Annotated in this window: 13 protein-coding genes; 11 read left to right on the top strand and 2 right to left on the bottom strand. The window is 67.0% G+C overall.

Annotated features, from left to right (window positions below):
• Positions 1 to 45: 45 nt before the first annotated feature.
• Both pyk and ABL840_RS33740 read left to right on the top strand, forming a co-directional pair.
• A complete protein-coding gene (gene pyk / locus ABL840_RS33745; protein WP_093206556.1) occupies positions 46 to 1,464 on the top strand; it encodes a pyruvate kinase in 1,419 nt (472 codons plus the stop codon).
• 21 nt (positions 1,465 to 1,485) lie between these two features.
• Positions 1,486 to 2,409 (top strand): LysR family transcriptional regulator, encoded by a 924-nt coding sequence (locus ABL840_RS33740; RefSeq protein ID WP_093206557.1) that lies wholly within the window; start codon positions 1,486 to 1,488, stop codon positions 2,407 to 2,409.
• A gap of 66 nt (positions 2,410 to 2,475) precedes the next feature.
• Here ABL840_RS33740 and ABL840_RS33735 read toward each other — a convergent pair whose 3' ends face one another.
• Positions 2,476 to 2,640: a hypothetical protein gene (locus ABL840_RS33735; RefSeq protein ID WP_170217133.1), complete on the bottom strand. Its 165-nt coding sequence runs from the start codon at positions 2,638 to 2,640 to the stop codon at positions 2,476 to 2,478.
• Between the two features lie 678 nt (positions 2,641 to 3,318).
• On the opposite strand from ABL840_RS33735, the gene oxlT reads away from it, so the two are divergent.
• The 7 genes from oxlT to ABL840_RS33700 all read left to right on the top strand — a co-directional run bounded on the left by oxlT (position 3,319) and on the right by ABL840_RS33700 (position 11,804).
• The gene (oxlT, locus tag ABL840_RS33730; RefSeq protein ID WP_371287213.1) at positions 3,319 to 4,599 is read left to right on the top strand and encodes an oxalate/formate MFS antiporter; all 1,281 of its coding nucleotides are present in this window, start codon (positions 3,319 to 3,321) and stop codon (positions 4,597 to 4,599) included.
• A gap of 107 nt (positions 4,600 to 4,706) precedes the next feature.
• On the top strand, positions 4,707 to 5,195 hold the full coding sequence (locus ABL840_RS33725; RefSeq protein ID WP_093304429.1) for a gamma carbonic anhydrase family protein: 489 nt from the start codon (positions 4,707 to 4,709) through the stop codon (positions 5,193 to 5,195).
• A gap of 306 nt (positions 5,196 to 5,501) precedes the next feature.
• Positions 5,502 to 6,014: a formate dehydrogenase subunit gamma gene (locus ABL840_RS33720; protein ID WP_093206559.1), complete on the top strand. Its 513-nt coding sequence runs from the start codon at positions 5,502 to 5,504 to the stop codon at positions 6,012 to 6,014.
• Positions 6,011 to 7,570 carry a formate dehydrogenase beta subunit gene (locus ABL840_RS33715; protein WP_093304426.1) on the top strand — a complete coding sequence of 520 codons (1,560 nt, stop codon included), beginning with the start codon at positions 6,011 to 6,013 and terminating at the stop codon, positions 7,568 to 7,570. The genes ABL840_RS33720 and ABL840_RS33715 overlap by 4 nt, the downstream gene beginning before the upstream one ends.
• Before the next feature lie 188 nt (positions 7,571 to 7,758).
• Positions 7,759 to 10,632 (top strand): formate dehydrogenase subunit alpha, encoded by a 2,874-nt coding sequence (gene fdhF, locus ABL840_RS33710; protein ID WP_093304423.1) that lies wholly within the window; start codon positions 7,759 to 7,761, stop codon positions 10,630 to 10,632.
• Between the two features lie 19 nt (positions 10,633 to 10,651).
• Complete coding sequence (gene fdhD / locus ABL840_RS33705; protein WP_418116384.1) at positions 10,652 to 11,506, top strand: formate dehydrogenase accessory sulfurtransferase FdhD; 855 nt, start codon at positions 10,652 to 10,654, stop codon at positions 11,504 to 11,506.
• A gap of 43 nt (positions 11,507 to 11,549) precedes the next feature.
• Positions 11,550 to 11,804 (top strand): formate dehydrogenase subunit delta, encoded by a 255-nt coding sequence (locus ABL840_RS33700; protein WP_093206563.1) that lies wholly within the window; start codon positions 11,550 to 11,552, stop codon positions 11,802 to 11,804.
• A gap of 15 nt (positions 11,805 to 11,819) precedes the next feature.
• Here the strand turns inward: ABL840_RS33700 and ABL840_RS33695 are convergent, their stop codons facing one another.
• Positions 11,820 to 12,155, bottom strand: coding sequence for a hypothetical protein (locus ABL840_RS33695; protein ID WP_240652167.1), 336 nt, complete (start codon positions 12,153 to 12,155; stop codon positions 11,820 to 11,822).
• 356 nt (positions 12,156 to 12,511) lie between these two features.
• Between ABL840_RS33695 and ABL840_RS33690 the strand changes: the two genes are divergently transcribed.
• Together ABL840_RS33690 and ABL840_RS33685 are read left to right on the top strand one after the other, a co-directional pair.
• Positions 12,512 to 13,132 carry a TetR/AcrR family transcriptional regulator gene (locus tag ABL840_RS33690; protein WP_093304418.1) on the top strand — a complete coding sequence of 207 codons (621 nt, stop codon included), beginning with the start codon at positions 12,512 to 12,514 and terminating at the stop codon, positions 13,130 to 13,132.
• A gap of 51 nt (positions 13,133 to 13,183) precedes the next feature.
• Positions 13,184 to 13,783 (top strand): DUF6151 family protein, encoded by a 600-nt coding sequence (locus ABL840_RS33685; protein WP_126471270.1) that lies wholly within the window; start codon positions 13,184 to 13,186, stop codon positions 13,781 to 13,783.
• Positions 13,784 to 13,803: the final 20 nt, after the last annotated feature.

Genomic DNA, 13,803 nt, shown 5'->3' with positions numbered 1-13,803 from the left:
CCCCGAGGGGAGAGGGAGCAATACCCTGGATCCCGAGGTCCGTCGATGAGACGCACGCGCAGCGCCAGGATCGTCGCCACCCTCGGCCCGTCCACCACCGAGGAGCCGGCCATCCGCGAGCTGTTCGAGCGCGGCGTGGACGTGTTCAGGCTCAACTTCAGCCACGGCACGCAGCACGACCACGCGCGGCGCCTCGAGACCATCCGCCGCCTGGAGCGGGAGTCGGGCCGGCCCATCGGCATCCTGCTCGACCTGCAGGGGCCGAAGCTGCGCCTGGGCACCTTCGAGGGCGGCCGCGCGCAGCTCGATGCGGGCGCGCGCTTCAGGCTCGACATGGACAAGGCAGCAGGCAATGCACGCCGCGCGCCGCTGCCGCATCCGGAAATCTTCGCCGCGCTGCAGGACGGCACCGAGCTGCTGCTCGACGACGGCAAGCTGCGTCTGCGCGTGGACAGCCACGGCCCCGACTTCGCCGAGACCACGGTGCTGGTCGGCGGCCCGATCTCGGACCGCAAGGGCGTCAACGTGCCCAGCGTGCTGCTGCCGATCTCGCCGCTCACGCCGAAGGACCGCGACGACCTGGCTTTCGGCCTGTCGATGGGCGTGGACTGGGTCGCGCTCTCTTTCGTGCAGCGGCCCGAGGACATCGAGGAAGCGCGCGCCATCATCGGCTCGCGCGCCTGGATCATGGCCAAGCTGGAGAAGCCGGCGGCCATCGAGCACCTGGACGCGATCGTCGCGCTGTGCGACGGCATCATGGTGGCGCGCGGCGACCTCGGCGTGGAGCTGCCGCCGGAGCAGGTGCCCGAGCTGCAGAGGCTGATCGTGCGCGCCTGCCGCAAGCGCGGAAAGCCGGTGGTGGTGGCGACGCAGATGCTCGAATCGATGATCGCCTCGCCGGTGCCCACGCGCGCAGAGGTGTCCGACGTGGCGACAGCCGTGTACGACGGCGTCGATGCGGTGATGCTCTCGGCCGAGTCGGCCTCCGGCAAGTATCCGTTCGAGGCGGTCGCGATGATGGACCGCATCATCGCGCGCGTGGAGGCCGACCCGTCATACCGCGCGGGCATCGACGCCACGCACGATGCGGCGCTGTCGACCACGGCCGACGCCGTGTGCGCCTCGCTGCGCCAGGTGGCTTCGCTGCTCGCGCCGGCGGCCACCGTGACCTATACCTCCTCAGGTTTCACGAGCCTGCGCGCCGCGCGCGAGCGCCCTGCAGTGCCCATCCTGAGCCTCACGCCCGACATCGCCGCGGCGCGCCGCATGGCGATGGTCTGGGGCGTGCACGCGGTGCTGGTGGACGACGTGCACGACGTGGGCGAGATGATCGACTGTGCCTGCCGCACGGCGCGCGCCGAAGGCTTCGCGAAAGAGGGCGACGACGTGGTGGTGGTGGCGGGCCTGCCCTTCGGGCAGTCGGGCACCACCAACCTGCTGCACGTTGCCCGAATACCGCGCTGAGTGCTGCAGCAGGCGGCCCCCATGAAGCACGCGACCCTGCGCCAGCTGAAGGTCTTCGAGGCGGTGGCACGGCTGTTGAGCTTCTCGCGCGCGGCCGAGGAGCTGCACCTCACGCAGCCCGCCGTTTCCACGCAGGTGCGCAAGCTCGAGGAGCACGCGGGCAATGCGCTCTTCGAGCAGTTCGGCAAGAAGGTGTATCTCACGGCCGCGGGCAGCGAGCTGCTGCAGATCAGCCGCGCGATCATCCAGCAGTTCGAGGCTGCAGAGAACGCGATGATGCAGTTCAAGGGCGTCTCGGGCGGCAAGCTCAACGTGGGCGTGATCAGCGCGGGCGACTACTTCTTTCCGCGCCTGCTGGTCGAGTTCGCGAGCCGCCACCAGGGCGTGACTCTGAACTTCACCGTGCACAACCGAGCGGGGCTTTTGACCCACATCGCCGAGAACCTCACGGACCTGGCGATCATGGTGCGCCCGCCCACCGATCTCGACACCGTCAACCAGCCTTTCGCGCCGCACCCTTACGTGATCGTCGCGGCGCCGGGCCATCCGCTGGTGGGCGAGAAACGGATTGCGGTGCAACGTCTGATGCGCGAGCCCTTCGTGGTGCGCGAGAAGGCGTCCGACACCTGGCATTCGATGGAAGACGGCTTCGGCGGCGACCTGAGCGGCATCAACATCGCGATGGAGATCCGCAGCACCGAGACCATCAAGCAGGCCGTGATCGCGGGCATGGGCGTGAGCTTCGTGTCGGCGCATACCGTGAGCCAGGAGCTGCGCGCGGGTAGCCTTCGCGTGCTCGACGTCGAGGGCTTTCCTCTGATGCTCAACTGGTACGTGGTGCATCGGCGCAGCAAGCGGCTGCCGCCGGTGGCGCAGGCCTTCAAGGACTTCCTGCTGAGCGACGGGCCCTCGCTGATCTCGCAGATCGTGCCCTTCGAGGGCTAGAAAGAAAAAGAGCGCGGCGACTGAATCGCGCGCGCTCTTCGGGAGAAGTAAATCCGGCGTTGCGGCTCAACGCTGCACGGGCGCCGAACGGCGCTGCATCAGTGCGGTGCGCGCGGCCTTGTAGAAGATCACGATGGGCATCACGGCGAACAGCTCGCGCATGATGTTGCCGGCGGTCGACGAGGAAGCGGGGGCGCGCAGTGCGTTGGAATCGATGGTGGTGTGGCTCATTGAGTGCTCCAAAAAAAAGAATCTGAAACTGAATCGGAAAGACCGAAGGGATTACCCTGAATTTTAGGGTTTACCCTAGACGAGAGCAAACGCGATTTTTGCGTTTCTTGACCTAGGTCAATTTTTCCTTGCCGGACCAGGCGCCGGATACGCCTCGGGTTCCGCTGCCATAGCCTCTGTCGGAGCCTCTGCCAGAGCCGTTCGAAAGAGCATCGGATGCACGCGCAACGCGCATCGCGAAGCCATCGAAAACATCGCGCGAACCGTCGCTTGCATCGCGCAAGCATCACGCGGAAATCATCGAAGTTCCGTCGTCGATTTCTCTTCATTCATGCAACGCGAACGCATCGTTCGATGCGTCTCGCAGAGCACTCTCTTCGCGCATCGAATGCAGTGCGATTTCATAGGGATACCTCGGGGGTTCCGAGAGAGCGCGATTCGTGTGAACTTGACTGAGGTCAAGAGTTTTTGAGTCGCTCGGTCCGACAGTCATCCACGCGCAGACAACTGGTGATTCCCATGCCGTGTATCGATGTCAACGAGGCCTCGTCGCCCGTCGATGCGCACTGATCGCTCGACTGATTGCCCTGCTTTTGCAGCCTGTCGGATTTCAACGAAAACACCAAGGACAACTCCATGACTCGGCCCACCTCCACGATCGCAGGATCCAACCCCGCGATGTACCCCCCGTCCGAAACCTATGGCGCCAGCGCGACCCGATCCGAGGCGTACCGATGGGGTCAATTGCTCATAGGCATCGTCTGCATGGCGATGATCGCCAACCTGCAGTACGGCTGGACGCTTTTCGTCAATCCGATCGCAGACAAGCATGGCTGGAGTCGCGCGGCGATCCAGGTCGCGTTCACCATCTTCGTCCTCACCGAGACCTGGCTCGTGCCCATCGAGGGCTACCTCGTCGACCGCTTCGGGCCACGCCCCGTGGTGCTGGTGGGCGGTGTGCTGTGCGGCGTCGGCTGGGTGCTCAACTCGGTGGCCGACTCGCTGGCGCTGCTGTACATCGCGGCGGCCGTCGGGGGCATCGGCGCGGGCGCCGTCTACGGCACCTGCGTGGGCAATGCGCTCAAGTGGTTCCCCGACCGGCGCGGCCTCGCGGCGGGCATGACCGCGGCGGGCTTCGGCGCGGGCTCGGCGCTCACGATCATCCCGATCTCCGCGATGATCAAGTCCAGCGGCTACGAAGCAGCGTTTCTCTATTTTGGGATCGGGCAGGGACTGATCGTGTTCCTGCTCGCATGGATGCTGACCCGCGCTCCCGATCATGCAAAGGCTTCGGGAAGCCGCAACGTGCAGCAGTCGCGCCGCGACTACGCGCCGTCCGAGGTACTGCGCTCGCCGGTGTTCTGGGTGATGTACGCGATGTTCGTGATGGTGGCGGCCGGCGGCCTGATGGCCACCGCGCAGCTCGCGCCCATCGCCAAGGACTTCAAGATCATCGACGTGCCGGTGAACATCATGGGCCTGGTGCTGCCTGCGCTGACCTTCGCGCTGGCCATCGACCGCGTGCTCAACGGCCTCACGCGGCCCTTCTTCGGCTGGGTGTCGGACAAGATCGGCCGCGAGCAGACCATGTTCATCGCCTTCGCGATCGAGTCGGTCGGCATCCTGATGCTCTACCACTACGGCCAGAACCCGATCCTCTTCGTGATCCTCACCGGCATCGTGTTCTTCGCCTGGGGCGAGATCTACAGCCTGTTCCCCTCGACCTGCGCCGACACCTTCGGCTCCAAGTTCGCGGCATCGAACGCCGGCATGCTCTACACCGCCAAGGGCACGGCCTCCCTGCTGGTGCCGCTGTCGAGCGTGCTGGCCGCCTCCACCGGCAGCTGGCAGGCCGTCTTCATCGCGGCCAGCGCGGTCAATGCGCTCGCCGCGCTCATGGCCTGGTTCGTGCTGCGGCCGATGCGCCGCAAGCACATCGAGGCGAGCCGTACCGAATAGAACAACTTCAGGCCGCCATCGCCGGTACCATCCGGACATTCCTTCCCCCCACACAGCCCCGCCATGAAGATGGCGGGGCTTTTTGCCGATGAACAGGAGCCCCCGCAGTGACGATCTACCGACTTGACGCGCATGAACCGGACATCGACGCCAGCGCCCGCGTGGCCGAGAGCGCCAGCGTGATCGGCCAGGTCGTGCTCGCGCCCGGCAGCCGCATCGGCGCGCACTCGGTGCTGCGCGGCGACAACGAGCCCATCAAGGTCGGCCGCGGCAGCCACGTGCAGGCGGGCGTGATGCTGCACGCGGACCCGGGCTATCCGCTGACCATCGGCGCCGACGTGACGGTGGAGCCCCACGTGATGCTGCACGGCTGCACCGTGGGCGACGGCGCGGTGATCGGAGAGCACACCATCGCGCTCAACGGCTCGGTGGTGGGCCGAGGGTGCGTCGTCGAGTCGGGCTCGCTGCTCACCGAGGGCAAGGTCTTTCCCGACCGCTCGCGCATCGCGGGCCGCCCCGCGAAGGTCGTCGGCGAGGTCGACGACGCGCAGGCCGAAGCGCAGCTGCAGAGGGCGCGCGAAGCCTCCACCCGATAGGGTCTTTCCGGTCCTTCCGAAACCCTGCGCGGCCGCAGGGGTGTGCGCATTGAAACCCTGCGCGGCCGCAGGGTTGGGCGCATTGAAACCCCGCGTGGCCGCAGGGTTTGTGCGCATTGGCACCGTGCTTGTTTCGGCGGAAATTGACTTGTGTCAAGGCCCCCGACGCCCGATTCATCGACATTGATCCCCAAGCGGATGACCACGGGATTCGCGTCGAATCCAACGACGTCGAACCCGTGACAGAACCACGATGAAAACAGCTCCGCTTGCAAGCTGACGGCAACGGAGCAGATCGGACGGACCATGAAACCAGAACAGGTTCAGCAGGCGCGGCAAGGGCAGCACGACACGGACGAACTCGCGGCCGTGCAGCGCATCCTTCAGCTGCATGCGGACGAGCCCGGCGCGCTGCTGCCGATACTGCACGACGTGCAGGACGCACTCGGCTACATCCCCGCCGACGCGGTGCCGGTGATCGCGGAGGCGCAGAACCTCTCGCGCGCCGAGGTGCACGGCGTCGTCACCTACTACCACCACTTCCGCAGCCAGCCCGCGGGCCGGCACGTGATCCAGATCTGCCGCGCCGAGGCCTGCCAGTCGATGGGCGCGGATGCATTGCTCGCGCACGCCGAGCTGCGCCTGGGTTGCAGCGCGCACGGCACGACGAAGGACGGCGCGTTCACGCTGGAGCCGGCCTTCTGCCTCGGCCTGTGCGCCTCGTCGCCCGCGATGACGCTGGACGAGCAGCCGTATGCGCGCATGACGGCCAAGGGGTTCGACGCATTGGTCGCGCAGACCGAAGGAGGCCGTGCATGAGCACGATCACCGTCTACGTTCCGCGCGATTCGGCCGCGCTCGCTGCCGGCGCAGACCGCGTGGCCCGATGTATCGCCAAGGAGGCCGCGGCGCGCGGCCTGATGCTCGAGCTGGTGCGCAACGGTTCGCGCGGCATGTTCTGGCTCGAGCCGCTGGTCGAGGTGAACACGCCCGCCGGCCGCATGGCCTACGGACCGGTGACGCCCGACGACGTGGCCGCCCTGTTCGACGCCGGCTTCCTCACCGGCGGCAGGCACCCGCTCGCGCTCGGCCCGACCGAAGAGATTCCGTACCTGAAGAAGCAGGAGCGCCTGACCTTCTCGCGCATGGGCATCACCGACCCGGTGTCGCTCACCGACTACCAGGCCTACGAGGGCTTCGCCGGCCTGCGCCGTGCGCTGGCGCTTGCGCCCGAGGAGATCGTGCAGCAGGTGCTCGACTCGGGCCTGCGCGGACGCGGCGGCGCGGCCTTCCCGGCGGGCATCAAGTGGAAGACAGTGCTGGGCACGGCGGCGGCGCAGAAGTACATCGTCTGCAACGCCGACGAGGGCGATTCGGGCACCTTCTCCGACCGCATGACCATGGAGGGCGACCCCTTCATGCTGATCGAGGGCATGACCATCGCGGGCCTCGCCACCGGCGCGACGCAGGGCTACATCTACGTGCGTTCGGAGTACCCGCATGCGATCGCGACGCTGAACGAGGCCATCCGCGTCGCGGAGGCCGCGGGCTTCCTCGGCGACAACATCCTGCGTTCGGGCAAGCGCTTCTCGCTCGCGGTGCGCAAGGGCGCGGGCTCGTACGTGTGCGGCGAGGAAACTGCGCTGCTCGAGAGCCTGGAGGGCAAGCGCGGCATCGTGCGCGCCAAGCCGCCGCTGCCGGCCATCGAAGGCCTGTTCGGCCAGCCCACGCTCATCAACAACGTCATCACGCTGGCCAGCGTGCCGCTGATCCTGGCGCGCGGCGCGGCCTTCTACCGCGACTACGGCGTGGGCCGCTCGCGCGGCACGCTGCCGATGCAGCTGGCCGGCAACATCAAGTACGGCGGCCTGGTCGAGAAGGCCTTCGGCGTCACGCTGCGCGAGCTGCTCTACGACTACGGCGGCGGCTCGGCCTCGGGCCGGCCGATCAAGGCGGTGCAGGTCGGCGGGCCGCTGGGCGCCTACCTGCCCGAATCGAAGTGGGACCTGCCGCTCGATTACGAGGCCTACGCGGCCGTCGGCGGCACGGTGGGCCACGGCGGCATCGTGGTGCACGACGACACGGCCGACCTGTCGAAGCTCGCGCGCTACGCGATGGAGTTCTGCGCATTGGAGTCGTGCGGCAAGTGCACGCCCTGCCGCATCGGCTCGACGCGCGGCGTCGAGGTGATCGACAAGATCCGCGGCAACCAGAACCGACCGCAGCAGGTGATGCTGCTGCGCGACCTGTGCGACACGATGGTCCACGGCTCGCTGTGCGCCATGGGCGGCATGACGCCGTTCCCGGTGCTCTCGGCGCTGGACCATTTCCCGCAGGACTTCGGAATCGAAGCGCCTGACCGCAAGGCTGCGTGATATGCCCATCCCCGTTGCTTGCTCACTTCGTGTAGCCGCCTCCCCCTCAAGGGGGCAACACCGGTGGCCCGGCAAACCCGGTTCCACGGTGTTCCGCGACCCAGGTGCGGGCGCCGCAGGTGTGAAGGAGTCGGTTTGCGCTTCGCACAGCCGTGGTGAATTGCCAGATCAGAGAGAAAGCTAAAGACATGTTGGACCATCTCAAGGACATCGACTACGGCACTCCCAAGCGCGAATCCGAGCGCGAGGTGACGCTGGAGATCGATGGCAACGAAGTCACGGTGCCCGCGGGCACTTCGCTGATGCGCGCGGCGGTGGATGCGGGCATCCAGGTGCCCAAGCTCTGCGCCACCGACAGCCTGGAGCCCTTCGGTTCGTGCCGGCTGTGCCTGGTCGAGATCGAGGGGCGCAGGGGCTTCCCGGCCTCGTGCACAACGCCGGCCGAAGCTGGCATGAAGGTGCGCACCCAGACGCCGAAGCTGCAGGATCTGCGCAAGGGCGTGATGGAGCTCTACATCTCCGACCACCCGCTCGACTGCCTCACCTGCTCGGCCAACGGCAACTGCGAGCTGCAGGACATGGCGGGCGTCACCGGCCTGCGCAACGTGCGCTACGGCTTCGATGGCGCCAACCACCTCAAGAGCGAGAAGGACGAATCGAACCCGTACTTCAGCTACGACCCGTCGAAGTGCATCGTCTGCAACCGCTGCGTGCGCGCCTGCGAGGAAACGCAGGGCACCTTCGCGCTGACCATCAGCGGCCGCGGCTTCGAGTCGCGCGTGTCGCCGGGCCAGGACGAGGCCTTCATGGATTCGGAGTGCGTGAGCTGCGGCGCCTGCGTCGAGGCCTGCCCCACCGCCACGCTGCAGGAAAAGTCGGTGATCTGGCTCGGCCAGCCCGAGCACAGCGTGATCACCACCTGCGCCTACTGCGGCGTGGGCTGCGCCTTCAAGGCCGAGATGAAGGGCAACGAGGTCGTGCGCATGGTTCCGTGGAAGGACGGCAAGGCCAACGAAGGCCACTCCTGCGTGAAGGGCCGCTTCGCCTGGGGCTACGCCACGCACCAGGACCGCATGCTCAAGCCGATGATCCGCAAGAACATCACCGACCCGTGGCAGGAGGTGAGCTGGGACACGGCCATCAACTATGCCGCCAGCGAGTTCAAGCGCCTGCAGGCCAAGTACGGCAAGGACTCCATCGGCGGCATCACCTCGTCGCGCTGCACCAACGAGGAAACCTACCTGGTCCAGAAGCTGGTGCGCGCCGCCTTCGGCAACAACAACGTCGACACCTGCGCGCGCGTGTGCCATTCGCCCACGGGCTATGGCCTGAAGCAGACGCTGGGCGAGTCGGCGGGCACGCAGACCTTCGCGTCGGTGGACAAGTCCGACGTCATCATGGTGATCGGCGCCAACCCGACCGATGGCCACCCGGTGTTCGCATCGCGCATGAAGAAGCGGCTGCGCCAGGGCGCGAAGCTGATCGTGGTCGATCCGCGCCGCATCGACATCGTGAAGTCGCCGCACATCAAGGCCGCGCATCACCTGCAGCTGCGGCCCGGCACCAACGTGGCCGTGGTCACGGCGCTGGCGCACGTCATCGTCACCGAAGGGCTGATGGCCGACGACTTCGTCGCCGAACGCTGCGACTCGGCCTCTTTCAAGGAATGGAAGTCGTACGTGGAGCGCCCCGAGCAGTCGCCCGAGGCCACCGAGGCGGTGACGGGCGTGCCGGCGGCCGAGATGCGCGCCGCCGCGCGCCTCTTCGCCACGGCGGGCAACGGCGCCATCTACTACGGCCTGGGCGTGACCGAGCACAGCCAGGGCTCGACCACGGTGATGGGCATCGCCAATCTCGCCATGGTCACCGGCAACGTCGGCCGCGAGGGCGTGGGCGTGAATCCGCTGCGCGGCCAGAACAACGTGCAGGGCTCCTGCGACATGGGTTCGTTCCCGCACGAGCTGCCGGGCTACCGGCACGTGTCGGACAGCACCACGCGCGCCACGTTCGAGTCGGCCTGGGGCGTGCAGATCAACCCCGAGCCGGGCCTGCGCATTCCCAACATGTTCGATGCAGCCATCGGCGGCAGCTTCAAGGGCCTGTACTGCGAGGGCGAGGACATCGTGCAGTCCGACCCGAACACGCAGCACGTGGCGGCCGCGATGATGGGCATGGAGTGCGTGGTGGTGCAGGACATCTTCCTCAACGAGACCGCCAAGTACGCGCACGTGTTCCTGCCGGGCTCTTCGTTCCTGGAAAAGGACGGCACCTTCACCAACGCCGAGCGCCGCATCTCCCGCGTGCGCAAGGTGATGCCGCCCAAGGCCGGCCTTGCCGACTGGGAAGTGACGGTGAAGCTCGCGCAGGCCCTCGGCTATCCGATGGACTACAAGAGCCCGGAAGAGATCATGGACGAGATCGCCGCGCTCACGCCCACCTTCCACGGAGTGAGCTACAAGCGCCTCGACGAGCTCGGCAGCATCCAGTGGCCCTGCAACGAGAACGCGCCCGACGGCACGCCCACCATGCACATCGACCGCTTCGTGCGCGGCAAGGGCAAGTTCATCGTCACGCAGTACGTGGCGACGGATGAGAAGGTCACGCGCAAGTTCCCGCTGCTGCTGACCACCGGGCGCATCCTCTCGCAGTACAACGTGGGCGCGCAGACGCGGCGCACCGAGAACAACCAGTGGCACAGCGAGGACCGGCTGGAGATCCATCCGCACGACGCGGAGGAGCGCGGCGTGAAGGAAGGCGACTGGGTCGGCATCCAGAGCCGCGCGGGCGAAACGGTGCTGCGCGCCACGGTGTCCGAGCGCGTGCAGCCGGGCGTGGTCTACACCACCTTCCACTTCCCCGAGTCGGGCGCGAACGTGATCACCACCGACAACTCCGACTGGGCCACCAACTGCCCCGAGTACAAGGTCACGGCGGTGCAGGTGATGCCGGTGATGCAGCCTTCTTCCTGGCAGCAGGAGTACAGCCGCTTCAACCGCACGCAGCACGAGTTGCTCGCTGCCGCATCGGCGCCGCAGGGTGGCGAGACGGTTCCGGCCAAGTGAGGACGCGACCCGCATGAACATGCTGGCCACCGATGCCGACACCGTCCGGTTCTGCGAAGGCGCGCAGCTGTTGCCCGTGCACGGCGTGCGCGGCGGCAGGCCCTTCGACGTGCAGGACTGGGTGGCCGAGGAGGTGCCCGTGGCGCTCGAATACAACGGCATCTCGCACGCGGTGATGCTCGCGACGCCGCTCGACCTGGAAGACTTCGCGCTCGGCTTCTCGCTGAGCGAGGGCATCCTCGATGCGGCGCACGAGCTCTATTCGGTGGAGGCCGAGCAGTCGGCGCTGGGTTTCACCGTGCACATGCAGGTGTCGGGCGCGGCCTTCACGCGCCTGAAGCAGCGCCGCCGCTCGATGGCCGGGCGCACCGGCTGCGGCCTGTGCGGCACCGAGAGCCTGACGCAGGTCTCGCGAGAGCTGCCGGTGCTGCAGGACGATGCCTCCGTGCGCTTCGAGCGCGAGGCCATCGGCCGCGCGATGTCGCAGCTGCCGTCGCAGCAGACCTTGCAGGAAGCCACCGGCGCCGTGCACGCGGCCGCATGGTGCTCGGACGACGGCGAGGTGATGTGGCTGCGCGAGGACGTGGGCCGCCACAATGCGCTCGACAAGCTGGTCGGCGCGCTCGCGGCCAACGACGTCGATGCCTCTGCCGGCTTCATCGCGGTCACCAGCCGCGCGAGCTTCGAGATGGTGCAGAAGGCCGCGATGGCCGGTGCGCCGCTGCTCGCGGCGGTGTCGGCGCCGACCTCCTTCGCGGTGGCCACGGCGCAGCGCGCTGGCCTCACGCTGGTGGGCTTCGCGCGCGAGCAGGACCTGGGCGTCTACAGCCACCCGCAGAGGCTGCGCACGGCACAGCCGCACAGCGTGCGCTGAAGATTCATCACTTCATCAAGCAACACATTTTTCAGAAAGTCCCATGGAGCACGATCACTCGGCACAGCTGGTCAAGATGGCCAACCAGATCGGCACCTTCTTCCAGGCGCAGTCGCCGAGCGACTCGGGCGCCGCGACGCAGGCGATCGCCGCGCACCTGAAGTCGTTCTGGGCGCCGAGCATGCGCATCCAGCTGATACGCGACTTCGACGCGGGGAAGACGCCGCTGCTGATGCCGATCGTCGCCTCGGCGATCCGCAGCCATCGCGCGACGCTGCTGCCCGCTGCGGCGGCCTGAGCCGGCGCAGCGGGCTCAGGCCTGCAAGGGCCTGGGCGCGACGGAAGACTGGGGCTGAGGCTGTTCGGGCGCCGTGCCTTCCTGCGCCTGCAGCAGCGACTCGTAGTAGAGGCACAGCGGCATCGCGACGAACACCATGCCAGCCACGTAGATCACGAGGCTCGTGACCGGGAAGTGCTCGCCACCCCAGTAGGGAATGGAAGCCACCGCCGCGATGCCCGCGATCAGCGCGATCGTGCCGCGCAGCGCGCCGCGCATGAACGCGATGCGCGAGAGCCCGGGTGGGGCGGACGTCCGAGAACCTTCTGGAAAGCTCGAAAGGTTCTCGCCCTTGTCTCCATCTTTTTTCATCGTCGTCGCTCCTCGGTGAAGGCGAGGGACGGTTCTTATCACGCGCGCGAGACGCGGGTCAAGGCCGAAGTCCGCGAGCGTTTGTTTGTCCAAGTGCTTCCACGCAGAGCAACAGCGACAGGCAAACATGATCGCTCGCGTATAACCTGACTGCGGTGCCGCTGTGCTGCGCGATATCGAGCAACGACCGCTGCTGACGAATCCTCGAGCATCGTCGTGCCGACTTCCATCTGGTGCAGTTCAGTTGATCAACTGCTCACATCGCTTCCGCCGAGAGCGTCAATGAGGACGCTTGCTCAAGATTTATTTACGTCGTATATTTACTGTGTAAATAATAAAAGCAGACTGAATACGACATGCCCAAAGTGTTGTCAGATGCGGAGGTCCAAGACTTCCGCCGTCGCCTGCTCGACGTCGCAGAGCGCGCCTTTGCCGACCAAGGCGTGGAAGGCGTCTCGGTGCGGCAACTTGCGCAACAGCTGGGCTGCAGCGCGATGACGCCGTACCGCTACTTTCGCGACAAGAACGAAATTCTTGCCGCCGTCACCGCGGCTGCGCTCGATCGCTTCTCGCAAGCCCTGGAGGATGCGTTCGGGCTGCAGGGCAGCGCCTGGGAGCGTTCGGCTGCGGTACGCAAGGCCTACCTTCGCTTCGCATTCGAGAACCCACGGGCGTACAAGCTCATGTTCGATCTGCCGCATCCCGCGATTTCGGACTTCCCGGACCTGGAGAGGGCTGCGCAGCGTGCCGAGCAGATCATGACGGCTCCGATGGAGCGACTGGTCACGGACGGTTCCCTCGTGGGGGATCCGCGCCTGCTGGGGCGGATCTTCTGGAGCGCAATCCACGGAGCCGTGTCCCTTCAACTGGCCGGAAAGCTCGGTCGTTCCGCGGACTTCGACGAGGTGCTCGAGAACATGCTTCGTTTCATCGTCGCCGGCGCGAGCAGCACCAGCAGCAGTACCCGCAGCAGATAGGAATCGGCAAGTGACCGACCTGCGCCCCTCAACTCTTCTTCTCCTTCGTCCATGAGCACACCTCACCCCATCCGCTGCCGCTGCGGCCAAGTGCGCGGCGCGCTGGCCTTCCCCGACCAGGCCCTCAGGCTCGTGTGCTATTGCCGCGACTGCCAGACCGCCGCGCATGCGCTCGGCGCGCCGGAGCGCACGGTGGATGCGAACGGCGGAACGGCGATCGTCGCCTCGCTGCAGAGCAACCTCGCCTTCACGCAGGGCAGCGACCAGCTGGCGTGTCTCTCGCTCACCGACAAGGGCCTCTATCGCTGGTACGCGAGCTGCTGCGGGACCCCGATCGCCAACACCGTCCGGCGGCCCCAGATGTCGTACGTGGGGATCGTGCACAGCTGCCTCGGAGAGTCGGCGCAGCAGGTGGCCCAAGCATGGCCGGGACATTTCGACGTCAATCCCACCCATGCGAAGGGGCCTGTCGCCAAACCGGGGTTCAAAGCGCTTGTCGGCACCTTGAAGATTGCACGCTTCGTGCTGGGCGCCCGCTTCACGGGGCGTTGGCGCCAGAGTCCCTTCTTCAGGAACGGCTCGGCGCAGCCCGCCACGGACGTACGGGTGCTGGCGCACGCCGAGCTCGAGAGGGCCCGACAGTCGGTCTGACCCGGGCGAAAGGGCGTGCC

It is taken from the genome of Variovorax sp. NFACC27, from assembly GCF_048301545.1.
In the GTDB taxonomy this organism is placed as follows: domain Bacteria; phylum Pseudomonadota; class Gammaproteobacteria; order Burkholderiales; family Burkholderiaceae_C; genus Variovorax; species Variovorax gossypii.
This window is presented reverse-complemented; position numbering and strand designations above follow the sequence as displayed.

Coding starts and splice junctions, on each gene's coding strand:
- pyk (WP_093206556.1), top strand. CDS start 46: ATGAGACGCACGCGCAGCGCCAGGATCGTCGCCACCCTCGGCCCGTCC.
- ABL840_RS33740 (WP_093206557.1), top strand. CDS start 1,486: ATGAAGCACGCGACCCTGCGCCAGCTGAAGGTCTTCGAGGCGGTGGCA.
- ABL840_RS33735 (WP_170217133.1), bottom strand. CDS start 2,640: ATGAGCCACACCACCATCGATTCCAACGCACTGCGCGCCCCCGCTTCC.
- oxlT (WP_371287213.1), top strand. CDS start 3,319: ATGTACCCCCCGTCCGAAACCTATGGCGCCAGCGCGACCCGATCCGAG.
- ABL840_RS33720 (WP_093206559.1), top strand. CDS start 5,502: ATGAAACCAGAACAGGTTCAGCAGGCGCGGCAAGGGCAGCACGACACG.
- ABL840_RS33715 (WP_093304426.1), top strand. CDS start 6,011: ATGAGCACGATCACCGTCTACGTTCCGCGCGATTCGGCCGCGCTCGCT.
- fdhF (WP_093304423.1), top strand. CDS start 7,759: ATGTTGGACCATCTCAAGGACATCGACTACGGCACTCCCAAGCGCGAA.
- fdhD (WP_418116384.1), top strand. CDS start 10,652: ATGCTGGCCACCGATGCCGACACCGTCCGGTTCTGCGAAGGCGCGCAG.
- ABL840_RS33700 (WP_093206563.1), top strand. CDS start 11,550: ATGGAGCACGATCACTCGGCACAGCTGGTCAAGATGGCCAACCAGATC.
- ABL840_RS33695 (WP_240652167.1), bottom strand. CDS start 12,155: ATGAAAAAAGATGGAGACAAGGGCGAGAACCTTTCGAGCTTTCCAGAA.
- ABL840_RS33690 (WP_093304418.1), top strand. CDS start 12,512: ATGCCCAAAGTGTTGTCAGATGCGGAGGTCCAAGACTTCCGCCGTCGC.
- ABL840_RS33685 (WP_126471270.1), top strand. CDS start 13,184: ATGAGCACACCTCACCCCATCCGCTGCCGCTGCGGCCAAGTGCGCGGC.